This window comes from Celerinatantimonas yamalensis (assembly GCF_046054155.1).
Taxonomy (GTDB): domain Bacteria; phylum Pseudomonadota; class Gammaproteobacteria; order Enterobacterales; family Celerinatantimonadaceae; genus Celerinatantimonas; species Celerinatantimonas yamalensis.
Genome location: NZ_JBEQCT010000005.1, coordinates 166,122 through 192,045, shown reverse-complemented (window position 1 = coordinate 192,045; position 25,924 = coordinate 166,122). Strand labels below are relative to the sequence as shown.

The following is a 25,924-nucleotide window of genomic DNA, read 5'->3' as shown; positions in this document are numbered from 1 at the left end:
GGCGTATAAACTATTCACGGGGTGACAAAAAAGTCAATTATATCTAAACGGCAGCGCCATGGCCAAATCTTTCCTACGCCCACTTCAAGAAGGGACAATAAGACGCAACGCATATCAATTATTTGGGTTCCACGTTGGATCGCCGAGACCAATACCCCGCTAGACACGACCCTGAAATATTATGCCATACCGAAAACAGTGTTCCGGGAACAACTGACGTCGCGCTGAAGAATTTCATCGCCAAGGCCGTCGCTAAACCAGAATTTTGCAATCCGACTTCAAAGGCTACTGTTCGACAGATGGTTTCATTAAATCGTAACGCTTTGCATACCCAATATCCGGCGGTTAAACCAATCCCGTTATGCAGTATCACCGCCAAAGCAACCATCGGCCCAATGACAGCCAGTTTAGTATGATTTAACGCCACTACAATCGCGATAATCATGACAATAACAACCATGGAGATAAGCGGCAAAATGGGCTCGATTTTTTGCGTTAGGCGATGGCATTGGCTGTTGACAACAATTCCGATAGCAACAGGGATAAGCACAATTTTCACCAAGCTTAACAACATCCCCCATACGGGTACATTAACACTATGCACAGCTAATAGTTCAACCAAAAGCGGCGTCATGACCACACCAATTAAAGTTGATATCGCTGTCATGGTAATCGATAGTGCGACGTCCCCCTTGGCCAGATAACACATCACATTGGAAGAGGTGCCACCCGCTACACTCCCCACCAACACCATGCCCACAGCCAGCTCTGTACCAAATCCTAACAGGTAACTCACCAGCATGCAGCGGCTGGCATCACTGTAAATTGTAAAATCAAACCAACTATGATGGCTTTTCTATTATGCACGACATTTACAAAGTCACTGCCTCGCAGCGTTAATCCCATTGAGAGCATAATGATGGTTAACAGCGTAATGATCTGACTTTTGAGCGCTACAAACCATTGCGGTTGTATATAAGCTAATACCGATAATAACACGGCCCATAGTGGAAATAGCCGAATAATCTTCCTTAACATAGCTCACAACTTCCATTGTTTTTGATGGCGCTAATACTACGTGGATTCATAACAAAAAAACCAAAAAAAGAACATAAATTAACTTTAATGTTCTTTTTTTAGATAAGTACAACAATATTGAGTAATGATTCCGTCCAGATATTTTGGCTAACTCACTATTTCTGATCGCTATTGGTTTATGGGTTCCGTTTGCTTGGCTCTTAACCATTGGTAAATCAAATCTACACGTGAGTTAACGCGTCTTTTGGAAAAATTGATTCGCGACGCCCAGCTACGCGATGAAAAAATGAACCAGTCCAGCCCGAGTAACAACATATAAACATTTGGTTAGTTTTCCCAAACGCTCGAGTCCGGTATTATAGCGATATTTGTGCGTGTCACATGCCTTGGTACACCGCTTATCAAGGCAAACTCTCTGTTGAATTGAGTAAGGTAACCATACAATTTTTATGAATTCTACCGACACCCTAGCCTCTCATACACCAATGATGCGTCAGTACTTAAGTATTAAGGCAGAACACCCCGAAATTTTATTGTTTTATCGGATGGGGGATTTTTATGAGCTTTTTTTTGATGATGCCAAACGAGCGGCCGAATTGTTGGATATATCCTTGACCAAACGCGGCAAATCCGGTGGTGAACCGATTCCAATGGCGGGCGTTCCCTACCATGCGGTGGAAAACTATTTAGCGCGCTTAGTCGATAAGGGCGAATCTGTCGCTATCTGCGAGCAAATTGGTGATCCGGCACTGAGTAAGGGACCGGTAGAGCGCAAAGTGGTCCGAATTGTCACCCCAGGAACGGTGAGTGATGAAGCGCTCCTGGATGAGCACCGTGATAATTTATTAGTGAGTATTTGCTATCAGCAAGAACAGTTTGGACTAGCTTGGTTTGATATCAGCAGTGGTCGTTTTGTTGTCCAGCAGTTTAAAACTCAATCGCAACTTTGCACCGAATTACAGCGCCTTAATCCCGCTGAAATTCTCTACCCAGAAATGTTTGCCTATGAGTCACTACTAGAACCTTATAAAGGGTTACGTCGCCGGGGGGAATGGGAATTTGATACCCAAACAGCCACCCAATTACTCAATCAACAATTCGGGACCCAACACTTAGATGGTTTTGGGGTTAGCCAGTATCCTGTGGCACTCGCAGCAGCAGGGTGTTTACTCGGTTACGTCAAGGATACACAGCGCACGCAGCTCCCCCACCTTCGCGCCATTACGATTGAACAAGCGCAACAATATGTACAGCTTGATGCCGCCACCCGTAAAAATCTAGAACTGACGCAAAATCTCGCCGGTGGTAGTGAACACACCTTAAGCTCGGTGATTGACTGTTGTGTAACGGCCATGGGGAGTCGCCTGTTAAAGCGCTGGATCCATCAACCGATTACCAATCGCAGTATTTTAGCCAATCGTCAACAAGCCATACAACAACTGATTGATGAAAGTCTGACTGATGCCCTGCAACCGCTGTTGCGTAACATTGGTGATATTGAACGGGTTTTAGCCCGTCTTGCCTTGAAAAGTGCTCGTCCGCGCGATTTAGTGCGACTGCGCAACGCCTTTACCCAGTTACCTCTTCTGCAGCCTATATTAGTTCATAGCCAAAACCATCAATTACAACAGTTAGCTGAAGATATTGGCGAATTTCCAGAGCTGTTGAATCTGCTTGAACGTGCGATTGTCGACAATCCACCAGTGTTGATTCGAGATGGCGGAGTGATTGCAACAGGCTACCACGCTGAGCTCGATGAGTGGCGCGATTTAAGCAGTGGTGCCAGTGATTACTTAAGCCAAATTGAACAGCGAGAACGAAATACCACTGGGATTAATACACTTAAACTAGGGTTCAATCGAGTTCATGGCTATTACATTGAAGTCAGTCGTGGGCAATCACATCTTGTCCCAGATTACTATGTACGCCGCCAAACGTTAAAAAACATGGAACGCTATATTATCCCTGAGCTCAAAGAGTACGAAGATAAAGTACTATCAAGTCAAGGGAAAGCGCTAGCGCTTGAAAAACGCCTTTATGATGAGCTACTAGACCTGCTACTACCCAGCATCGGGAGATTACAAAAAAGTAGTGATGCATTAGCCCAGTTAGATGTCCTGACCAATCTGGCTGAGCGCGCGCTTACGCTCAACTACTGCTGCCCCACCCTTGATGACAGTGAACAAATAGACATTAAAGCGGGACGCCATGCGGTCATTGAGCAGGCCATTAGTTCACCTTTTATTGCCAACCCAACGCATCTTAATGCACAACAACGGCTACAGGTGATTACCGGACCAAATATGGGGGGTAAATCCACTTTTATGCGCCAAAGTGCACTCATTGTACTGCTAGCTCACATCGGAAGTTTTGTCCCCGCAGAACAAGCACACATTGGTCAAATTGATCGAATATTTACGCGAATTGGGGCATCAGATGATCTGGCAAGTGGACGCTCAACCTTTATGGTTGAAATGACTGAAACCGCCAATATTCTCCATAATGCGACCCGTCACAGCCTAGTTTTGATGGATGAAATTGGCCGCGGAACAAGTACCTATGATGGGTTATCGCTCGCTTGGGCATGTGCAGAAAAACTCGCTCAAATCGGAGCGTTGACATTATTTGCGACCCACTATTTCGAACTTACCGAATTGGCTGAACACTTAAATCACAGTATGAACATTCATCTCGACGCTATCGAACATGATGATACCATTGCTTTCATGCATCAAGTTCAACCTGGGGCTGCAAATAAAAGTTATGGACTGCAAGTTGCAGCGCTCGCGGGAATACCACTCGATGTGATTACAATGGCGCGAAAAAAACTCAGCCAATTAGAGTCATCATCACAGCGAATCACTAAACCTGTCACCGCTGTTTTAGAAAATTCTCCAGCACAACAACCAATGACGCCAATGACTCACCCGGTCATCGAACAGCTTCAAGCATTAGAGCCTGATGAACTCACCCCTCGTGAAGCATTAGATGTGCTCTATGCACTTAAACGACTAGCTGAAAATGCATAAATAATAATTCTGATACTCTATTTGGATAAAAAGCTCGTTATACACAAACAGCGCCTGAAGGCGCTGTTTTTCATAGCAATAAGTTTAAAATAGAGAATTTATACTTTAAAAATAGATTCCAAGGATAACCCCTGAGAACTGAGCACATCACGCAACCGCCGCAGCGCTTCAACTTGAATTTGCCGCACCCGTTCACGAGTTAACCCAATTTCCAACCCGACATCTTCTAAGGTAGAAGGTTCATAGCCAAGTAGACCAAAACGACGAGCTAAAACTTCCCGTTGTTTGCTATTTAATTCTTCAAGCCAACGAACAATACTCGATTTCATATCATCATCTTGGGTCGTATCTTCAGGCCCACCGGCATTTTCATCAGCAACAATATCAAGCAATACCTTATCATTTTCACCGCTAATAGGTGTATCAATCGACCCAATTCGCTCGTTTAGCCGCAGCATTTTTGTAACATCATCAACTGATTTATCCAGTCGTTCTGCGATTTCATCAGCAGTTGGCTCATGGTCAAGCTCTTGGGCTAATTCCCGAGCTGTGCGCAAATAAACATTTAGTTCTTTAACAATATGAATAGGTAAGCGAATGGTACGAGTCTGATTCATGATGGCCCGTTCAATCGTCTGACGGATCCACCACGTTGCATAGGTTGAAAAACGGAATCCCCGTTCGGGATCGAATTTTTCGACAGCGCGGATTAAGCCTAAGTTACCTTCTTCGATTAAATCCAATAAGGCCAACCCTCGATTATTGTAACGTCGAGCAATTTTTACGACTAAACGTAAGTTACTTTCGATCATACGTTGTCGAGAAGCTTCATCACCGCGCAGTGCACGCCGTGAAAACAACACTTCTTCTTCAGCAGTCAATAGTGGGGAATAACCTATTTCGCCCAAATAGATCTGAGTGGCATCTAAGCTTTTCGCTTGTTCCATCACCATCACTTCTTCATGGGCATCAAAATCGGCAAAATGATCGTCTTTTACCACAGCTCCTTTTGTGGCATGTTTATACTCACTTAAACGAGCGACTTTAACATCAACAGTACTTCTAGCTTGGCTCATGAGGTAATCTCCCTAATAGCCTGATTGTCTGCGATCACGAAGGCAACCAAGTTTAATGTTTCGGCAGATACTTTAATGGATCAACCGATTTACCTTTGTACCGAATTTCAAAGTGTAACCGGACACTTGTTGTCCCCGTTTCACCCATATCGGCAATGTGCTGTCCTGCTTTAACCGTTTGATGTTCTTTCACCAAAATACGACTATTGTGTGCATATGCACTTAAATAATCGTCATTATGCTTAATAATTATTAAGTTACCGTAACCGCGGAGCGCATTACCCGCATAAACAACCCGACCAGCTGCTGCTGCATAGATTGCTTGATTACGACGACCGGCAATATCAATGCCTTTGTTGCCTGTTACTTGGCTGGAAAATCCACTTAGGATGCGTCCTGTCGCGGGCCAAACCCAACGTTTAACGGCTTCATCACTATTGACATCCAGCTTAATTTTGCTTGGGACACTCTCAACATACTGTTTTGTTTCATGAGTTACAACTGCTGATTTGTGTTTTTTTTGAACTTGATCATGATTATTATGCGAAGAGGGTTGTTTTACTAACAAATGTAATCGTTTTACATGATTGATTGCTTTAGACTTATTCATTGTTGAGGTGGTCGTAGACCATTTTAAGCGCAGTCGCTGCCCTGGATAGATAATATATGGGGATTTGAGATGATTTAGGCGGGCCAGTGTTTTAATTTTATGACCAGCACGCCAAGCGATCGAATAAAGCGTGTCACCGTGCTTTACCCGATACCAAGTTCGATCCAATACACCTTGATTATACTGGTTATAGGCTCCAGCCGAGACCACTGGTACTGGATGAGGGCCACTACTGCAGGCACTGCAGAGCACAACGACCAATGCAATGAGTAATGACCTGCAGCGCATCAACAATAATGCCCGTTTAGTAGTAATAGACTACGACTGCGATAGCCACCGCCGCAACAACGAGCCACCCCAACCAATCGATATAATGACGCAGTTTTTCTTCCATCCGCTTTCCCCCCCACTTCATTAAACCCGCAACAAGGAAAAAACGCATTCCTCGTCCAATCAAAGAAGCCAGAATAAAAGGCCAAAATAGCATCTGCAAGAGCCCAGCACTAATCGTAAAAACCTTATAAGGAATAGGTGAAAAACCAGCGATAAACACGATCCACACTCCCCAACGGGTAAACCAATGTTCGACTAACTGCATTTCATGCTGATACCCAACAGCTTGAATCACGGGTTCTAATAAATCATAAAAATAACGGCCTAAATAGTAACCAACCACAGCGCCAATCACTGAAAAGAAAGTGGCAATTAGTGCAAACTGCCATGCGCGTTTAGGCTGAGTAAGCGCCATTGGGGCAAGCATTACATCCACTGGAATAGGCCAAAAAATAGACTCAATAAAACTCATTGCAGCCAAATAAAACGGCGCATTTTTCTTCTGCGACCAACGCAGCGACCAATCATATAGAGCTGTAAAAATTTTCAAGCAAGTTCACCATTTACCAAAGGAACAAAACGTACCGGCTCTATATAAGTCTGTGTAACGCTATGGCCGTGACGCTCAATTTTAAACAATGATTGTTGCTCACTGCCTAACGGAATCACCAGCAAGCCACCATCGCGCATCTGCTCGACAAGTTGCTCAGGTAACAAGGCCGCTGCCGCAGTAACAATCACAGCATCAAATGGTGCCTTCGTGGGCCATCCTAGCCAACCGTCACCATGTTTAGTAAACACATTATGCAGATCAAGATTTTTCAAACGCCGTTTGGCTTGAAACTGCAATACTTTGATCCGCTCAACTGAATACACTTCATCAAATAGCTGTGCTAAAACAGCCGTTTGAAAACCAGAACCCGTGCCAATTTCTAAAACTCGTTTAATATTTGCCTGCATCAGTAGCTCCGTCATCCGAGCCACAATGTAAGGCTGTGATAAGGTTTGTCCTTGGCCAATGGGCAGTGCGGCGTTATCCCATGCCTGATGAGCTAATGCCTCATCGACAAATAGCTGCCTTGGAATATTGGCAATCGCATCAAGGACTTTTTCATCACAAATTCCCTGTTCCCGCAGTTGCTGACACAGATAGATACTCTGCGGCGTTCTCCCTAACTGCATAACGTTTATATCTCCAACTGGTGAACCCATTCTTTCACTGGTGTGAGTTGTTGCCGAGCAGTCATGTCAATGCTCAATGGCGTGACAGAAACAAATCCACGCTCAATCGCATCAAAGTCAGTGCCCGGTCCGGCATCAGCCAATTCACCCGGAGGACCGATCCAATAGATCGCCTGCCCTCGCGGGTCTTCATCAACGATAACCGGTTCAGCATGATGACGATTGCCTAAACGGGTTACCCGTATCCCTTTAAGGTCTTCATAAGGGCAATCTGGCACATTAACATTAAGAATAGTCCCTGCAGCCAAATCATGTTCCATCACATGTTGCACCAGCTTTAATGCTACTTGCGCGGCAGTTTGATAATGCACCGGTTTTGCGCTATCAAGCGAAATTGCAATCGCCGGCAAGCCCATCATCCGTCCTTCTGTTGCGGCGGCAACGGTGCCTGAATAAAGTACATCATCACCTAAGTTAGCGCCGCGGTTAATCCCACTCACCACTAAATGGGGTTGCTCAGAAAGCAGTGCATTAATAGCTAAATGAACGCAATCAGTTGGAGTACCATTCACTGAAAAGTAACCATTTTCTAGCTTCTGTACACGTAACGGATGCTCTAACGTTAATGAATTACTCGCGCCACTACAATTACGATCAGGTGCAATGGTGGTCACTTGAGCAATTTCAGATAATGCATCGCTCAATGCTCGAAGACCCGGAGCATGAACGCCATCATCATTACTTACCAATATTTTCATGCTGTTCCTTCAAATAGATTGAATATTTGCAAGCTCTCTAATCACACTCGTTGCATAACACCCAGAAGGCAATATAAAACTCAACTGCAACGTGCAATCATCTAACCACTGCCAAGAAAACTGCTCAGGGCGAACCAATAAAGGTCGGCGTTCTTGACGAAGCCCTGCCTTAGCCAACCCTTGCCACCAACTTTGATAAGCACTTAATTGTTCACTTTCAAAAGCCAGTGCTGCGGCTTGACTCGGTAATTGAGCATCCCCAACCAGCGGCCCTGACAATTGGATGTCACCATTGGCTAATCGTTCATTTAGCTCCTCGGTGATGGTTTCAGCAACAAAAAAAGAACGGCTGCCTGCGAGCATTAGGCAATCGCCAACAATAAGTTGTTTATCTAATCCTGCATCAATACGCCCACTGACCGTTTGATTAAACAGCAAACTTCGGGCCGCAGACAAGTAAAGCCCACGTTTTTCACGATCTTGAATACGTTTACCAGCAAACATCTGCTGCGCCTTAAGCAGATTATTCCCTTCATGCCCAAAGCGCTGCGCACCAAAATAGTTAGGAACACCAAACTGGCGAATCAATGCTAAACGCCGCTGTGCCTCATCTTTATCACTGATCTGTCGCAAACAGATGTTAAACTGATTGCCCGACAGTGCACCACGGCGCAATTTTTTGGAGTGACGATGCGCTTGGAGAACGCGCAACGAAGCAGGTAACTTCTGCCAATTAAGTGATTTTGAAAAGGGGAGTTGAACGCTAAACCATTGCCGAGTGATACCTTGGCGATCTTTGAGGCCGGCATAGCTCACCTGTTTGACTGATACATTTAAACATCTAGCCAGCTGAGCGGCGGCCCATTGAGTATTCTCACCGCTTTTCTCTATTTCAACCAATACATGTTCCCCATGGCCATCGGCGCTAAAGGGAAGTATTTCGGTAACTTGAAAATCATCTAATTGCTGTTTAAATAGGCAATTGACGGTCGGTTGACCATGCAACCAAGCAAGTTCATTATACATCGCGACTCACCAAGACGACACAATGGCTAGCAATACCTTCTTTACGTCCGGTAAATCCAAGCTGTTCGGTCGTTGTCGCTTTAACATTCACTTGATCAAGCTGACAAGCTAGGCATTCAGCAATTTGCTCACGCATCAGCAAAATATGGGGTGCCATTTTAGGCGCTTGGGCGATGATCGTCAGATCAAGATTAACCAATTGAAAACCGCGTTGACGAACATCTGCATAGACATGGCGCAATAATTGACGACTATCAATGCCCGCATAAGCAGGATCATCATCGGGAAAGTGATGCCCAATATCGCCTAAAGCAAGTGCACCAAGTAACGCATCACAAATAGCATGTAGTGCCACATCACCATCTGAATGGGCAATGAACCCTTGCTCAAAAGGAACTTTCACTCCGGCAACCGTCAAGGGCCCAGTGCCACCAAAACGATGTACATCATAACCATGACCAATACGGATCATCTATTACCTCGTCTGCCTTGCGATTAAAAATTCAGCCAATGGAAGATCCTCAGGATGTGTCACTTTGAGATTATCATAACGCCCACGCACTAAGCGAACTGCAAATCCTGCCCACTCCATCGCAGAAGCTTCATCAGTCACATGCACGTTTGCATTAACCGCATCTTTAAGAACCTGACGCAATAGCCCGCAGTTAAAACTTTGCGGTGTCATCGCATGCCAAAGTGCCCGCCGATCAACCGTGTGCTCAATCAGTCCCGTCGCACCTGCCCATTTCATGGTATCGCGTACAGGACAAGCTAGAATCGCACTCTCGCCCTTCTGGGCTAATGTGAGTAACTTATGCAGATCAGTTGGCGTTAAACAAGGTCTGGCCGCGTCATGCACTAAAACCCAATCGTCATCAGAGAGTTGTGCAAGAGCCGCTAACACCGAATCAACACGCTCAGCGCCACCGATGACAGTGGTGACTTTAGGATGCTTAGAAATAGCGAGTTGATTAAACCAGTGATCATCCGGATGTAACGCAATCACCACTTGAGCGATGGACGGTTCATCTAAAAAAAGCTCAACACTATAGCTTAAGATGGCTTTGCCGTTAATTGGCAAATACTGTTTTGGGGAATCGGCTGCCATACGCTGACCGATCCCAGCTGCAGGAATAACTGCTGAAAATCTTTGTTTAATCATTTTTATTAGCTGGGGTTTGGATAAATCGATAAAAAGTCTCATTTTGACGGATCATGCCCAGCTCATTGCGCGCATGCTCTTCAACTGCCGCATCCCCAGTACGCAGGTCATCGATCTCGGCTTTGAGTACCTTATTACGCTGTATGAGCTGCTGATTATCTTGCATTCGTTCGGCCACTTCATGTTTTGCCTGAAAATAATCAGTCAGCGAGTTCTTTCCAAACCAAAGGTCATATTGCAGCAATAGCAATAAGGCCGATAACATCAAGGTTAACAATCGCATGAAGCCTCCTCACAACTGCTGCTGATCATCCCACATTCAAGATGAATACACCACCCTAATCAATGATAGACAAAATAGAAAAGCCTAGCTTACATGAGTAAACTAGGCTTTTGATCATCAACAATCAGTAATCACCGCATAAACGGTGACATAATTATTGACCTTTAACTTCTTTTAAACCGTTAAATGGTGCTTTTTCGCCCAGAGCTTCTTCGATACGAATCAGTTGGTTATATTTAGCAACACGGTCACTACGGCTCATTGAACCAGTTTTGATCTGGCCTGCTGCAGTACCCACTGCCAAATCAGCAATAGTTGAATCTTCAGTTTCGCCACTGCGGTGAGAGATAACCGCTGTATAACCTGCATCTTTAGCCATTTTGATTGCTGCTAAAGTTTCAGTCAGAGAACCGATCTGGTTGAATTTAATCAGGATTGAGTTAACGATCCCTTTGTCGATCCCTTCTTGCAGGATTTTAGTGTTAGTTACGAATAAGTCGTCACCAACCAACTGAATTTTGTCACCTAGAACTTTAGTCTGATAAGCAAAACCATCCCAATCAGACTCATCCAAACCATCTTCAATAGAAACGATTGGATATTGTTCAGTCAGTTTTTCAAGGTAATGAGAGAACTCATTAGAACTGAAGGTTTTACCTTCACCTTTAAGTTCATATTTACCTGATTCTTTATTGTAGAATTCAGATGCAGCACAGTCCATCGCCAAAGTAACGTCTTTACCCAGCTCATAGCCTGCGTTAGCAACTGCTTCTTTAATAACTGCCAGTGCTTCAGCGTTTGATGCTAAGTTAGGCGCAAACCCACCTTCATCACCAACAGCCGTGTTCAAACCTTTCGCTTTCAATACTTTTGCTAAGTTATGGAACACTTCAGAACCGATACGCACAGCTTCTTTAAAGTTTTTGGCACCAACAGGTTGAATCATGAATTCTTGGATATCAACGTTGTTATCAGCGTGTTCACCACCATTAAGAATATTCATCATTGGCAATGGCATCGAGTAAACACCCGCTGTACCGTTCAGTTCAGCGATCCAAGCATACAAAGGCATTCCTTTTGATGCTGCGGCAGCTTTTGCGTTAGCTAAAGAAACAGCCAAAATTGCATTCGCACCCAGATTTGATTTGTTCTCAGTGCCGTCCAAATCTAACATGATTTGGTCAATTGCTTTTTGGTCAGTTGCATCTTTACCCAGCAGCGCAGGAGCAATGCTATCTTTAATGTTGGCAACGGCTTTCAATACGCCTTTACCCATAAAGCGAGTTTTGTCGCCATCACGCAGTTCCAATGCTTCGCGAGAACCAGTTGATGCGCCAGATGGAGCTGCCGCCATACCGACAAAACCACCTTCTAAATGAACTTCTGCTTCAACAGTTGGATTACCACGTGAATCAATAATTTCACGACTAATGACTTTAGTAATGTTAGCCATTTATATTTCCTCTAGTTATAGATACGAATTTCAAATTTATATTACATTCAGCAATTACGTTGTTTATTGTATTCCCCAGCTGCTGCAACAAAACCCTCAAATAATGGATGTCCATCACGAGGTGTTGAAGTGAATTCCGGATGGAATTGCGCTGCAATAAACCAAGGATGATCTGGATTTTCAATAATTTCGACCAATTTTTTATCCGCCGACAATCCAGTCACTTGCAAACCTGCCGCTTCAAGTTTAGGCAACAGATTATTATTGACTTCATAGCGATGACGATGACGTTCATAGATGGTCTCACTGCCATATAATTGACGAACTTTACTGCCTTCGCTTAAATGGCATAACTGCGCACCCAAGCGCATAGTTCCACCTAAATCAGAGGCTTCATCACGAACTTCAACTTCACCATCTTCATTGATCCATTCGGTAATCAACCCAACCACCGGATAAGGTGTTTTTGGATCAAATTCCGTCGAATGTGCATGTTCTAGACCGGCAACATTACGGGCAAATTCAATTAATGCCACTTGTAAGCCTAAACAGATGCCAAGATAAGGGATTTTATTCTCACGGGCATATTGGGCAGCCATAATTTTGCCTTCAACGCCGCGAGTACCGAAACCACCCGGAACTAAAATAGCATCCAACTCAGCTAATAGATCGGTGCCTTTAATCTCAACATCTTGCGAATCGATATATTGGATTTTAACACTTAGGCGATTTTTTAATCCGCCATGTTTGAGTGCTTCATTGACTGATTTATAGGCATCAGGCAATTCAACATATTTACCAACCATTCCAATCACGATCTCTTTAGTTGGATTGGCTTCTTCATAGATCACCTGCTCCCACTCGCTCAAATTTGCCTCAGGGCAATTTAAACCAAACCGCTGTGTGACCAGCTCATCAAGGCCTTGAGATTTCAGCAGTGCAGGGATTTTATATATACTATCGACATCACGCAGCGTAATTACTGCGCGATCCGCCACATTAGTAAACAACGCAATTTTACTACGTTCATTGGCAGGAACTGGATGTTCACTACGGCAAATCAGAATATCGGGTTGAATACCGATCGAACGCAACTCTTTGACCGAGTGCTGAGTGGGTTTGGTTTTAACTTCACCAGATGCGGCCAAATAAGGCACTAAGGTGAGGTGCATAAACATGGTATTTTCACGACCAAGCTCAGTGGCTAACTGACGAATCGCTTCTAAAAACGGTTGCGATTCGATATCTCCCACGGTGCCACCAATTTCAACCAAGGCCACATCGACACCTTCGCCACCCGCGATCACCCGCTCTTTAATGGCATTTGTGATATGTGGAATAACCTGGATAGTGGCTCCCAAATAATCGCCACGACGCTCTTTGCGCAGTACATCGGCATAAATGCGTCCGGTCGTAAAGTTATTACGACGTGACATTTTAGTGCGGATAAACCGCTCATAATGCCCCAGATCCAAATCAGTTTCAGCTCCGTCTTCAGTGACGAACACTTCACCATGTTGGATCGGACTCATCGTACCAGGGTCCACATTGATGTATGGATCCAGCTTCATGATAGTGACTTTTAAACCACGGGCTTCTAAGATCGCCGCTAATGATGCAGCAGCAATACCTTTCCCAAGCGAGGACACGACGCCCCCGGTAACAAACATATATTTCGTAGTCATGCCGAACCTGAAAGTAAGGATAAAACGGTGAATTAAGGAATAACAAAAGACGGGGTAGTAGTATAACAGCCAGCCGCTCTATCCACAATTCATACCATCCACATCCAACGGGTTTTGCCTCTATCCATTTTTGATTCGCTGGCAATATAGCAGTGTGATTATGCCATTGTCTTGTTACAAATCAATTTTTGTAATTTTATTTCACAAAATTCTGCAATACTTTCACGTTTACTCGCCTGTTTTCTTGATAAATTTCCGATAACTATCACATTTCACAAATAAACTGCTGGCTTTTTGGTCAAACCAATTCACTAAAATTACACATAATTTGTCAATATTTTCATATAAATCAAATGGATGAGAATTTCGTAATAAAATATCGTAATTAATAATGTTATTTGATTGTTAACACCAATCCATCTATCGTTACTCATACTAAGGTGGATATGGGTAATTTTAAAAATGATAAATAAAATCAATACATTAGGGGGATATTTTCACGAATATCAAAAAAGCACTCTGGACCCCGAAAGTTTTTGGGCACAGCAAGCAGAATTCTTTTTTTGGCGAAAACGCTGGCAACATGTTGTCCAGTGGGAATTTAAAACACCATCAATTCGCTGGTTTGATGGCGGAAAGCTCAATATCACTGAAAATATTTTTGAAAAAAATCTTTATACCCACGGCGATCAAACCGCTATTTTTTGGGAACCTAATGATCCCAACGACGCACCGCGCCAATATACCTACCAAGAGTTATTTCACGCAGTCAATCAGATGGCCAACAGCCTAAAAAGAGAGGGGATCAGCAAAGGTGATACCGTGATCATCTATATGCCAATGGTTCCAGAGTTAACCATTGCACTGTTAGCCTGTGCCCGCATCGGTGCCATCCATTCGGTGGTGTTTGCTGGATTCTCAGCACAGGCACTCGCTGATCGCATCACCAATGCCGAGGCCCGATTAGTGCTTACCGCTGATCAAGGGTATCGGGGCAATAAAGTCACGCCTTTGAAAACCGTTGTCGACGAAGCGTTAAGCCAATGCCAAGGGGTCGAGCGAGTGGTGGTCTATCAACGCGCTTATGTGGACGTGTCGATGACACCCGGTCGAGATGTTTTTTGGCAAGAGTTCATTAGCAATGCCAGTGATGACTGTGTGGCGACTGAAATGGATAGTGAGGATCCACTTTTTATTCTCTACACTTCGGGGTCGACAGGACAACCCAAAGGGATTGTCCACAGCTCAGGCGGCTATATGGTCTATAGCGCTTACACTTTCCGCAATGTCTTTCAATATAATAATGGCGATGTATATTTTTGCACGGCTGATATCGGTTGGATTACCGGCCATACCTACCTCGTCTATGGTCCCCTGCTTAACGGTGCCAAAATAGTCATGTATGAGGGGGTTCCAACTTGGCCAGATGCAGGAAGAATGTGGGATATTATCGCTAAATATCAAGTCAATCAGTTCTATACTGCACCAACAATTATTCGCTCATTACTCTCCATGGGAAATGAGTATCTATTGGATAAAGACCTTGATTCACTGAAAGTGATTGGCACCGTTGGCGAGCCAATTAACGAAGATGCTTGGCATTGGGTACATGACCACGTGGGACAAAGTCAGTGTCCGGTCGTTGATACGTGGTGGCAAACTGAAACAGGCGGCGTGATGATTTCGCCTATAGCCGGGGTAACACCAACCAAGCCCTCATTTGCGACGCTGCCCTTGCCTGGGATCCAACCAGTCATTATTGACAATGACGGCGTTGAGCAAACAGGTAATTCAGTCGAGGGAAATCTATGTATTCGCTACCCTTGGCCTGGTATGGCACGCACCATCTGGCGTGATCACGAACGTTTTCGACAGACCTATTTTGCCAATTATGAAAATGTCTATTTTGCCGGTGATGGTGTTCGCCGTGATGAAGATGGCTATTACCGCATTCTTGGACGTGTCGATGATGTTATTAACGTATCGGGGCACCGCCTTGGCACTGCAGAAATAGAAAATGCGATCAACGAGCATCCATTAGTCAACGAGTCGGCGGTGGTAGGCTGTCCACATGCCATTAAAGGGCAAGGTATTTATGCCTTTGTCGTCTGCCCGCAAACCTCTACTGGCGGTGAAGAAGGCGTTAAATTAAGTATTAAACAAGGGGTGAACAAACGAATTGGGCCTATTGCCAAACCTGATTACATTCAAATTGTTTCAAACCTGCCGAAAACCCGCAGTGGAAAAATTATGCGCCGGATCTTGCGCAAAATCGCTGAAGGCGATGCATCCAGCCTTGGCGATACATCCACCCTACTCGATGAACAGGTGATCGACGAGATCATTCAAGGGGCACTGGTTGAGGTAAAACGCTCTTAAAATTAACGCCGCTTGGCTTTAGCGGCGTTAAATCGAGCGATACACAAAATGCACCGTTAGTTTTTTTCGGTGCATTTTACTTGCTGCCAATAGTCTTCTAGCTCATCAAGGGTGTGCTCATCTATTGATTTATTACTGGCTTTGGCTTTCGCTTCAACTTGGCGAAAACGTCGTTCAAATTTGTCATTAGCACGGCGCAGTAACGTTTCACTATCAAAGTGATGTTTACGAGCTAAATTAACACATGCAAACATCAAATCGCCGATTTCCTCGGCCAACGCCTCTTGGTTTTTGCTTTGCTGCTCGGCTCTGACTTCGTCAAGTTCTTCGGCAACCTTATCACTGACCATCTCAGCGTCTGGCCAGTCAAAACCAATATTCGCTGCACGCTTTTGTAGCTTTTGCGCACGGCTCAACGCGGGCAAGGCTAAGGGCACATCATCCAGCACACTTTGCGCCGATTTTTGCTCGCGTTCTTTGGCTTTTTCCCTTTCCCAATTGGTATTGATTTGCGCTTCATTGGCAAATTCACACTCACCAAACACATGAGGGTGGCGGCGAATTAATTTTTCACATACGCCATCAATAACGCCGTTTAAATCGAAATACTGCTGTTCTTTAGCTAGCTGCGCATAAAAAACGACTTGGAAGAGTAGATCCCCCAATTCCAGCCGAAGTTCAGAGAAATTCTGTTGTCGAATCGCCTCCGCGACCTCGTAGACTTCTTCGATTGAATGTGGCACAACACTATCAAACGTTTGCCGCTGATCCCAAGGGCATCCTTGTTCGGGATCGCGTAATCTTTCCATAATAGCCAGCAGCGTATCCAATGAATAAGGCGGTACAAAAGCAGACATATTGAATCCTAAATACACAATCTATTGATGCGGTTATGATAACAGAAACACCCACCAAATTAGCACGCATTTACGACCGCTTATCTCCGCAGGATAGAGCACGATTCAAATGGTTAACTAGCACAATAAAGAATTTATTCCCTGGATGACCCATGTTTTTTGAGCAAAAAAACAACCCGAAAAGTATCTATTTTGAGTACAAAGGCATCTTTGCCACATCGTGTTGCAACCATCAATGACAACTCTAGATGCAACGCTGATATAACGTAAAGTGCCAAAAATAACATAACTGCGCATCCCATATCTCCCTATTCGATCGCAGACGCTCATCGAACAAATCCCAAGTAGATATCAATGCCAATTGACGCGCAGATATAAGCACGAGTTACCGGCAGCCAGTTCGCCATATTTGTAACAATTTTGCAAATAACATCACGGAACGGTGTTTCATTTTGAGTAAGGATATAACTCTTTAATTATTCAATAAAGATAGGGAACTCTCTATGAGTCGTCGTTCTTTACTACCTAACAAGCGCCCCTCGTTAAGTAATCCCAGCCGCCGTCTTGCGCTTAAGTCTACCCTACTTGGCCTCTCTGGTGCGGCGCTTGCTTCTATGTTGCCAGCACAATTAGCCTTTGCATCAACGGACAAAAAATCGATACGAACAACGTCTTCATCTGACGTGCCCATAGCAGCAAGCCATTGGGATGAAACACTCTATCAGCAGATCCTCGCTCGCATTCAAGCACCTATATTTGCTAATCGGACATTTAAAATCACCGATTTTGGCGCAAAAACAGGCCAAGATTGTACGCAAGCCATTCATGATGCCATTTCGCACTGCCATCAGGCGGGAGGGGGACGGGTCATTATTCCAGCTGGTCTGTTTTATAGTGGCGCGATTCATCTGCAAAGCAGGGTTGAATTGCACCTAAGCGCTCAAGCAATCATTAAGTTTTCCACAAATCCTAAAGATTATCCGCTAGTACTCACCCGTTTTGAAGGAACGGAATGCATGAACTATTCCCCGCTCATTTATGCATATCAACAACATGATGTGGCGGTGACAGGTAAAGGCACTTTAGATGGACAAGCCAGCACCTCCAATTGGTGGGCATGGAAAAATACGACCCAACCCAAACCCTACCAACAATCACCTGACAGTAACAAACTGATCGAGATGGCGGATAACAATGTCCCGGTATCGCAGCGCGTGTTTGGCTTAGGCCATTATTTGCGACCTTGTTTTATCGAGCCACACAGCTGCAACAACGTCCTGATTGAAGGCGTCACTATCAAAAACTCGCCGATGTGGGAAATTCATCCAACGTTGAGCAAAAATGTGACGATTCGTGATGTGACTATTCAATCGTATGGACCCAATAATGATGGCTGTGATCCCGAGTCATGTAGCGATGTTCTCATTGAAGGGTGTCAATTTAATACTGGCGATGACTGTATTGCGATTAAATCGGGGAAAAATCATGATGGCCGACGAGTTCACACGCCATCGCAAAACATTATTATTCGTCACTGCAAAATGCTTGATGGCCATGGTGGGATTGTATTTGGCAGTGAATGCTCGGGGCATATCTTCAACGTGTTTGCCCATGACTGTGATATGAGCAGTCCTCACTTGCAACGGGCGTTACGCTTTAAAGACAATGCCATGCGAGGCGGGCATGTTGAAAATATCTATCTACGCAATAGTCATGTCGGTTTCGTTGAAGAAGCATTCCTGACCATCGATCTACTCTATGGCGAAGGCTCGCACGGTGATTTCATGCCAGTGATTAAAAATGTCAACATCAGTGGCATCACCAGTGACAACAGCCCAAGGGTAATGTTCATCGTTTCATTCAAAGGCGCGGTGCTCGATCAGATCCACTTTAATCAGTGTGAATTCAACAATACTGAACACAGTGACATCATTGATGTTTCAGGAGAAATAACCCTGACCAATGTCAAAGTAACACCGAAAGCAAAAGTTGAGGCATTAGGCCATATTTAAATCACCCATGCGGCAGAGTCCTTGCCGCATGGCTTACTTATCTCAGACAACGCACTAGTCATCATCATCACCATCATGATAGGGATACTTAGTATGACCAAACCGAATCACCAGCACCGCTAAAGCAATCACCAACATGGCCCCAGCAAGCCCTAGTGTGCGTAATGTATCTAAGTTTTTCATATCAAGCATGATGTACCGAGCTAATGCCACGATCACTATATACAACGGCATCCGCACTGGAAAACGTCCAGATTTAAGATAAAGTCCCACCATCGCGAGGACTTCTAAATAGATAAATAACAACAATAAATCAGGCAATGTCACTTCAAAATGTGACACCACTTTCCAAATTTCTTCTCCCATGGCAATCATGGTCAAAGCGGCAATGAAGATAAGTCCCAAATCTTCAACAACAACTAACGATTTATACCAGGCACGTTTAAACTTATTCATCATCTCTTTTACTCACAAAATCAATACGCCGCTTAACGACGGATAGTATGTGGTAATTGAATCATTTTGAACACAATAAAATCAATACGCTAAGCTCATCACTAATGATGTCGGCTCGCATCTAACACATCTGGCAGTTGTCCAATTTTAGCTAAAACACGCGACACAGTATCAATATTGTACACTTCAATCTCAATATCCATGGTCGCCTCCTGCGATTTAATATCAGTCCGAGTATTCATCCCTAATACATTGACCTTATCATTAGCGAGCACCGTGGTAATATCCCGCAATAAACCATTGCGGTCATTGGCCGTCACCCGTATCGTTAATGAATACCCTCCGCCGCTGACGTCATCGCCCCAAATTGCATCAATTACGCGCTCAGGTGAGCGCGACTTGAGCTCACCGAGCTGTTCACAATCGCTGCGATGAATACTAATGCCACGGCCTTGGGTGATAAAACCTTGAATCGTATCGCCTGGAATCGGCTGACAACATTTAGCAATATGGGTCATTAAATTGCCAACACCATCCACCACAATATGGTCTTTGGCTTGCGCTTTTTTTTGCTGACTTTTAATCTGAGCTCGACTTTTTTCCAGCAACGCCAGTGCTTGGCGATCTTCTTCTTCCGCAGAAGGTTGATGTAAAATGCTCTCAAGGTGATTGATCAGTTGGTTAATTCGTACATCGCCTGCCCCAACTGCAGCTAGCAAATCCTCTTGGGTTTGCACGTTGAATCGCTCTAAACACGGTTCAGTGTCAGCTAATTTAAAACCATGACGAGCAAGTTCTGTATCGAGCAGTTCCTTACCAGCAGCAATATTCTTGTCACGATCTTGTTTCTTAAACCAAGTCACGATCTTACTACGTGCTCGGGAAGAACAAATATAACCAAGGTTTGGATTTAACCAATCACGGCTAGGATTCGGTTCCTTTTGGGTAATAATTTCAACTTGTTCACCGGTGACCAATTGGTAAGTAAAGGGCACTATACGCCCACCAATTTTTGCACCGATACAGCGATGCCCCACTTGACTGTGAACATAATAGGCAAAATCTAATGGCGTCGAACCTGCAGGTAAGTCCACTACCTCACCTTTTGGAGTGAAAACATAGACACGGTCATCAAACACTTGGGAGCGTAGCTCATCCATCAAGGCACCGTTCTCTGTCATATCTTCTTGCCATTTAAGTAACTGGCGTAGCCACGCTATTTTGTCCTCGTAGCCGCTTTTGCCGGTATTAGGTCCCTCTTTATATTTCCAGTGGGCAGCGACACCTAGCTCTGCATCGTCATGCATCTGGCGAGTACGGATCTGGATTTCAACCGTTTTACCTTCAGGGCCCATCACAACAGTATGAATAGATTGATAACCATTGGGTTTGGGATTGGCAACGTAATCGTCAAATTCGCTGGGAAGATGATGCCAAAGGGTATGCACCACACCCAATGCACCGTAACAATCTTGCAACCGTTCAGCAATAATACGCACCGCGCGGACATCAAACAACTCATCAAAAGCGAGGTGTTTTTTCTGCATTTTGCGCCAGATACTATAGAGGTGCTTCGGTCGGCCATAGACATCAGCGCGAATATCTGACTCTTGCATCGCTTGGGCCAACGTCGTGACAAAATTGTCGATATATTTCTCACGATCAAGGCGCTTCTCATCCAACTGCTTCGCAATTTGCTTGTAGATCTGCGGATGTTGGTAGCGGAACATTAAATCTTCAAGTTCCCATTTAAGCTGCCCTATTCCTAAACGGTTAGCCAGCGGCGCATAAATATCTTGGCTCTCCTTGGCGGTGATGATACGCACCTCTTCAGGCTCATCTTTCACGCGCCGCAAATAACAGATACGCTCTGCGATTTTGATCACAATCGCTCTAACATCCCCCACCATTGCGAGCAGCATCCGTCGTACATTATCAACTTGTACGGGCGATAGGTTATCACCTGAACGTAAATCATGGATGGCATTCATCTGTGCAACTTTATTGCTAAGTTCTAGCACCTCTTGATGAACGAGCGCCTCATCTAATGCTTCACGAGGACATATATTCGCTTCAGTAAACGGGAAGAGCAATGCTGCCTCCAAGGTGGTTCTATCCATGTTTAGCGTGATTAAGATCTCAACCATCTCCTTGCCTTTATTCAGGCAATTCTGGATCACGTCCTTATCAACATCAAACTGGCGAAACGCTTCACAAAGAGCCAATAATGCCTGTTGCTCAGCAACTGGGATATTCAGAGCCGCAGCCCAATCATGCTCATTGGTCAGTAATTCTTTATTGAGGTGCGTTTCACGAATAGAAACCATAAGATATCCTTGACTTGTTCTATGTGGCAGTAAGTAGTACAGCAGTTTCAATATGACTGGTTTGACTAAACATATCGATAAGTGCCCAGCGTTGTAACTGGTAGCCTTTGACCCGTAACAGTGCAATATCACGCGCCATCGTTGCCGGATCACATGCGATATATACTACGGCTTTCGGACGGGCTTTCGCAACTGACTCAAGCGCTGTTTTTGCTCCAGCGCGAGCCGGATCAAGCAAGACTTTGTCGATCCCATCCAGCCAACCCGCTAATGTTTGCCGATCATTTAAGTCGCCGCTTAACGCGGTCACATTAAAGCAGTGGTTAAGCGCTGCATTTGCACTTAAACGCTGAGTCATCGCCTCAACCCCTTCGATCGCGACCACCTCTTTGGCACGCTTTGCTATAGGTAGCGTAAAGTTCCCCACGCCAGAGAACAGATCGAGAATTCGCTCGTCATCGTTTGGATCGAGCCAATCGAGCGCTAAATTGACCATTTTCTGATTGAGCGCTGCGTTGACTTGGATAAAATCACCTGGGATGAAGGCAAGTTTTAATCCGCCATCAAGCATGTAATAGCAGCTATCACCGTGTAACCATTGCTCAGTTTGATCGTCACTTAACAGAAAACTCACCTGATGCACTTGAGCCAAATCGATACATGCTTGGCGTTGCGCCTGTGAAAGAGTGGCGCCGACACGTAACCGTATCGTAGGCATCGGTAGACAATCATACAACTCAACATGCCCAACGCGCAGTGATTTAGGAAACCTTTTTAACAATTGAGAAAGAGGTGCGAGCAACGGATTCAATACCTCACTGAGCACCAAACAATTATCAACGGTGACTACTTGCTTACTTTTTTCTTGACGAAAGCCAAGCTGCCAGCCCAAATTAGGTACAAACCAAGTGGCAAGACGAGCCGCTCGCCGATAGTGCCATGCGGGTCCTGTAATCAGCGTCGGCTCCGGTAATGACGTATAACCGCTCAATTGAGTAATCAATAAAGACACTTGCTCGGCTTTATACTGCAATTGATGAGTAGACGAAAGAATTTGCCCTTGGCAGCCACCACATTGATGATAAAATCGACAAGCAGGTTGGATCCGATGAGGATGTGACTGCAAAAGTTGCACGAGTTTAGCCTGATGTTTGCCCATCAATTGCACACGTATGCGTTCTGTCGGTAACACATCGGGGGTAAAATAAGTTGCCTGTTGATGGTGAACAACACCTAACAGACGATGGTCAAGAGCACTGACCTCACATTCAAAGGCTGGAGGCGTTTTCTTAACAGGACGTTTAGCCTTATAAAATTGAACCATATTATCTCGAGAGGCATGAATACCATTTATCGAGCGCTTATGTCATCATAGCGCAGCAGATCATTGATTGTATTCTCCCACAAGACCTGACTATGACCAAATACGGATTACGCGCACGCGTTTATACGCTGACTATTTTACCCACATTGCTGATTGGGATACTACTGGCAACGTATTTCATCTCCAATCGTAACCAACAACTGGAACAATTTGCGGTCCAACAAGGCATTGATGTCATTGAACCCTTAGCGATTGCCAGCGAATTTGGTTTGGCTCGCCACAGTCGTGAGCGGGTCAAAGAAGTGATTAGTATTAACCGGCGCAAACAATCATCACAAATCCATAGTATCGCGGTATTTACCCTCGATAATCAATTATTTGTCACAGGCACCTACCACAATAGTTTAGGTTTATTGCAAGTGCCTAAGGGACAAGCGCTACCGACTACGACGGAAGTGATTGAACACGACGAGTATATCATCGTACGCGCACCCATTTGGGCCGATAGCGAAGACAGTTTTAGCCGGTATACGACTGGACGCCCCGAACTGCTAGGCTACATTGCGCTGCGCATGGATAAAGAAAGAGCGCTATTAATGCAGTTCCGTGATACCACCATTGCTATCTTTATTGTGTTATTGGGGGTGTTATTAAGCATTCTGTTTGCCTATCAATTGGTACGCCGTGCCACCCGCCCGATTGGGAAAATGGTTCAGGTGGTTGACCGTATTCGACAAGGACGACTCGATACCCGCGTCACCGAAAAAAACTTACCGGGCGAGCTCGATATGCTTAAAAACGGCATTAATGCCATGGCCAAATCTCTGGCGGAATACCATGAAGAGATGCATCAAAGTATCGATCAGGCTACCGGTGATCTTCGCGAGACCCTAGAACAAATTGAGATCCAAAATATTGAATTGGATATGGCTAAACGCGAGGCACAACAAGCGGCTAAGATGAAATCTGAATTTTTAGCCAATATGAGTCATGAACTCCGAACTCCACTCAATGGCGTGCTTGGTTTTGCTCGGCAGTTGCAAAAAACCCCGCTCAACCCAGAGCAACGTGACTTTTTACAAACTATTGAGAACTCTGCCACAAATCTCTTATCGATCATTAATGATATTCTCGATTTTTCAAAGCTTGAGGCCGGTCAATTGAACCTTGAGCGCATCGCTTTTCACCTACTCGATACAACCGAAGAAGTCGTCACGCTGCTGGCTCAATCCGGGCGAGATAAACAACTCGAATTAGTGCTCGATGTCGACCCCGATGTCCCAGAAGGGATCTACGGCGATCCGCTGCGTTATCAACAGGTTTTGACCAATCTAATTGGCAATGCTCTGAAATTTACCGAACATGGCCATGTCATTGTACATATCAGCACCCAGCACCAAGGCCTATCATCAGAAAAGTTCCAACTGCATGTATCTATTCATGATAGTGGCATTGGCATTGTTCAAGAGCAACAAGAACAGCTTTTCCAAGCATTTCGCCAAGCTGACGCCAGCATCAGCCGCCACTATGGCGGGACAGGGTTAGGGCTGGTTATTACGCGTAAATTGGTGCAACAAATGGGCGGGGACATCACGCTCGATTCCACACCCGGTGAAGGCTCAACGTTCTCATTTACCATCGAGTGCGATATCGCCGACATTGCTCTTGGCGATCCATTACCCTTGGAGATACTTGCCCAGCAGAGCGTCTATCTATTCGAACCCATGCCAGCAACTTGCCAATCCCTTAACCACTTAGCGAAGCGACTAAAATTCAACTTAATCAGCTTTGATAGTCTTGAGGATATGTTGCAAGCACTGCAAACCAGTCGATGCAGTAACAGCAGTGTCATCTTAGGTGCAAGCATTGAACAACCCTCGCAATTGTTGATCGAACAAGTCGCTCAAGTCACTCAATATACCGATAACTTACTGGTGGGCGTTGTTGATCATGACTCACAAAGTATTCGTCAACTGCTTCATGCTGGAGCCACACACTGTCTTGTCAAACCGTTGCAATATCGAAAACTGGCCGCTCAGTTGATCGACCATACGCCGCTTAAAGAGTCGCAGTTGCCATTGCTCGCGGCCAACCCAATCATGAGCCACTATCCCATACGAGTGCTGGCCGTCGATGATAATCCGGCAAACCTCAAACTCCTTAGCACCATGCTCAGTGCTCGAGTCACACAAGTGGATAGCTGCAATAGCGGTGAACAAGCGCTACAAATGGTTGGGGAACATCATTACGATTTAATCCTCATGGATATTCAAATGCCCGGGATGGATGGCATTCGCACAAGTGCTGTTATTCGTCAAACTTACCGGGATTTTACAACACCCATTGTGGCGGTTACGGCTCATGCCAGTGCCGCTGATCGCAGACGTTTACTCGGTGAGCAGATGGATGACTACCTGTCCAAGCCGATTGATGAAGATGATCTGCTTGAAGTGATTCATCGCTGTTGCCCGACGCTTATCAATAAAGTGCCCGCAATGTTAAGCTTAACTGCGCCCCCCTCATCGGAGTCTGACAATTTGATTGTCGTGTCAGACGAGCCTATCTATGACTGGCAACTCGCTCTAATGCGCGCTGCTAAAAATCAAACGCTCGCCGAAGAGATGCTCAGTATGTTGCAAGACACACTCGAGTTAACGCAAATCCAAGTGCAACAAGCACTCGATGGAGAACTAGATGAGAGCCAACTGCGTGCAGTAATACATAAACTGCATGGTGGCTGTGCGTATACAGGCGCCGTTGCGATACAGCGCTTGGCGGCGTTGATTGAAACCCAGCTCACAGAACAACAACGCGCCGAACAGTTAGAGCCGGAGCTATTGGAACTTCTCGATGGGATAGAACAGTTGAAAAACTATGACCGAGCACCACCATGGCGCTGATCAATCATATCGAAGGCGCAGCGCTTTAGAATAC

The 25,924-nt window shown here is 45.0% G+C and carries 19 protein-coding genes and 1 pseudogene; 4 read left to right on the top strand and 16 right to left on the bottom strand.

What is annotated here, in order from left to right:
• Positions 1-118: 118 nt before the first annotated feature.
• Positions 119-1,038: pseudogene (locus tag ABUE30_RS12025) on the bottom strand (bile acid:sodium symporter family protein).
• A 449-nt stretch (positions 1,039-1,487) separates the two neighbouring features.
• On the opposite strand from ABUE30_RS12025, the gene mutS reads away from it, so the two are divergent.
• Positions 1,488-4,067: a DNA mismatch repair protein MutS gene (gene mutS / locus ABUE30_RS12020; protein WP_408624026.1), complete on the top strand. Its 2,580-nt coding sequence runs from the start codon at positions 1,488-1,490 to the stop codon at positions 4,065-4,067.
• A gap of 98 nt (positions 4,068-4,165) precedes the next feature.
• On the opposite strand, the gene rpoS is transcribed toward mutS, so the two are convergent.
• The 11 genes from rpoS to ABUE30_RS11965 form a co-directional block, all read right to left on the bottom strand.
• On the bottom strand, positions 4,166-5,068 hold the full coding sequence (gene rpoS, locus ABUE30_RS12015; RefSeq protein WP_408624130.1) for an RNA polymerase sigma factor RpoS: 903 nt from the start codon (positions 5,066-5,068) through the stop codon (positions 4,166-4,168).
• A 127-nt stretch (positions 5,069-5,195) separates the two neighbouring features.
• Positions 5,196-6,041 carry a peptidoglycan DD-metalloendopeptidase family protein gene (locus tag ABUE30_RS12010; protein ID WP_408624025.1) on the bottom strand — a complete coding sequence of 282 codons (846 nt, stop codon included), beginning with the start codon at positions 6,039-6,041 and terminating at the stop codon, positions 5,196-5,198.
• Between the two features lie 16 nt (positions 6,042-6,057).
• Positions 6,058-6,636, bottom strand: coding sequence for a YqaA family protein (locus ABUE30_RS12005; protein WP_408624024.1), 579 nt, complete (start codon positions 6,634-6,636; stop codon positions 6,058-6,060).
• On the bottom strand, positions 6,633-7,268 hold the full coding sequence (locus tag ABUE30_RS12000; protein ID WP_408624023.1) for a protein-L-isoaspartate(D-aspartate) O-methyltransferase: 636 nt from the start codon (positions 7,266-7,268) through the stop codon (positions 6,633-6,635). Before ABUE30_RS12000 ends, ABUE30_RS12005 begins: the two co-directional genes overlap by 4 nt.
• A 5-nt stretch (positions 7,269-7,273) precedes the next feature.
• On the bottom strand, positions 7,274-8,026 hold the full coding sequence (gene surE, locus ABUE30_RS11995; protein ID WP_408624022.1) for a 5'/3'-nucleotidase SurE: 753 nt from the start codon (positions 8,024-8,026) through the stop codon (positions 7,274-7,276).
• 9 nt (positions 8,027-8,035) lie between these two features.
• Positions 8,036-9,052, bottom strand: a complete 1,017-nt coding sequence (gene truD, locus ABUE30_RS11990) for a tRNA pseudouridine(13) synthase TruD (RefSeq protein ID WP_408624021.1) — start codon at positions 9,050-9,052, stop codon at positions 8,036-8,038.
• A complete protein-coding gene (ispF, locus tag ABUE30_RS11985) occupies positions 9,045-9,524 on the bottom strand; it encodes a 2-C-methyl-D-erythritol 2,4-cyclodiphosphate synthase (protein ID WP_408624020.1) in 480 nt (159 codons plus the stop codon). Before ispF ends, truD begins: the two co-directional genes overlap by 8 nt.
• 3 nt (positions 9,525-9,527) lie before the next feature.
• Entirely contained in the window at positions 9,528-10,214 is a 687-nt protein-coding gene (ispD, locus tag ABUE30_RS11980; protein WP_408624019.1) for a 2-C-methyl-D-erythritol 4-phosphate cytidylyltransferase, read from the bottom strand.
• On the bottom strand, positions 10,207-10,497 hold the full coding sequence (gene ftsB, locus ABUE30_RS11975) for a cell division protein FtsB (protein WP_408624018.1): 291 nt from the start codon (positions 10,495-10,497) through the stop codon (positions 10,207-10,209). The genes ispD and ftsB overlap by 8 nt, the downstream gene beginning before the upstream one ends.
• Positions 10,498-10,651: 154 nt before the next feature.
• Positions 10,652-11,950, bottom strand: coding sequence for a phosphopyruvate hydratase (eno, locus tag ABUE30_RS11970; RefSeq protein WP_408624017.1), 1,299 nt, complete (start codon positions 11,948-11,950; stop codon positions 10,652-10,654).
• A 47-nt stretch (positions 11,951-11,997) separates the two neighbouring features.
• Positions 11,998-13,635: a CTP synthase gene (locus ABUE30_RS11965; protein ID WP_408624016.1), complete on the bottom strand. Its 1,638-nt coding sequence runs from the start codon at positions 13,633-13,635 to the stop codon at positions 11,998-12,000.
• A 462-nt stretch (positions 13,636-14,097) separates the two neighbouring features.
• Here ABUE30_RS11965 and acs point away from each other — a divergent pair, with 462 nt between their 5' ends.
• Positions 14,098-16,014, top strand: coding sequence for an acetate--CoA ligase (gene acs / locus ABUE30_RS11960; protein WP_408624015.1), 1,917 nt, complete (start codon positions 14,098-14,100; stop codon positions 16,012-16,014).
• 56 nt (positions 16,015-16,070) lie between these two features.
• Here acs and mazG read toward each other — a convergent pair whose 3' ends face one another.
• Positions 16,071-16,871: a nucleoside triphosphate pyrophosphohydrolase gene (gene mazG, locus ABUE30_RS11955; protein ID WP_408624014.1), complete on the bottom strand. Its 801-nt coding sequence runs from the start codon at positions 16,869-16,871 to the stop codon at positions 16,071-16,073.
• A gap of 503 nt (positions 16,872-17,374) precedes the next feature.
• On the opposite strand from mazG, the gene ABUE30_RS11950 reads away from it, so the two are divergent.
• Positions 17,375-18,883 (top strand): glycoside hydrolase family 28 protein, encoded by a 1,509-nt coding sequence (locus tag ABUE30_RS11950; RefSeq protein ID WP_408624013.1) that lies wholly within the window; start codon positions 17,375-17,377, stop codon positions 18,881-18,883.
• Between the two features lie 54 nt (positions 18,884-18,937).
• On the opposite strand, the gene ABUE30_RS11945 is transcribed toward ABUE30_RS11950, so the two are convergent.
• From ABUE30_RS11945 to rlmD, 3 genes are all read right to left on the bottom strand, one after another.
• Positions 18,938-19,339, bottom strand: a complete 402-nt coding sequence (locus tag ABUE30_RS11945) for a phosphate-starvation-inducible protein PsiE (RefSeq protein WP_408624012.1) — start codon at positions 19,337-19,339, stop codon at positions 18,938-18,940.
• Positions 19,340-19,440: 101 nt separating this feature from the next.
• Positions 19,441-21,666 carry a GTP diphosphokinase gene (gene relA, locus ABUE30_RS11940; protein ID WP_408624011.1) on the bottom strand — a complete coding sequence of 742 codons (2,226 nt, stop codon included), beginning with the start codon at positions 21,664-21,666 and terminating at the stop codon, positions 19,441-19,443.
• A gap of 19 nt (positions 21,667-21,685) precedes the next feature.
• Positions 21,686-22,990: a 23S rRNA (uracil(1939)-C(5))-methyltransferase RlmD gene (gene rlmD / locus ABUE30_RS11935; RefSeq protein ID WP_408624010.1), complete on the bottom strand. Its 1,305-nt coding sequence runs from the start codon at positions 22,988-22,990 to the stop codon at positions 21,686-21,688.
• A 92-nt stretch (positions 22,991-23,082) separates the two neighbouring features.
• On the opposite strand from rlmD, the gene barA reads away from it, so the two are divergent.
• On the top strand, positions 23,083-25,890 hold the full coding sequence (gene barA / locus ABUE30_RS11930; RefSeq protein ID WP_408624009.1) for a two-component sensor histidine kinase BarA: 2,808 nt from the start codon (positions 23,083-23,085) through the stop codon (positions 25,888-25,890).
• Positions 25,891-25,924 lie beyond the last annotated feature (34 nt).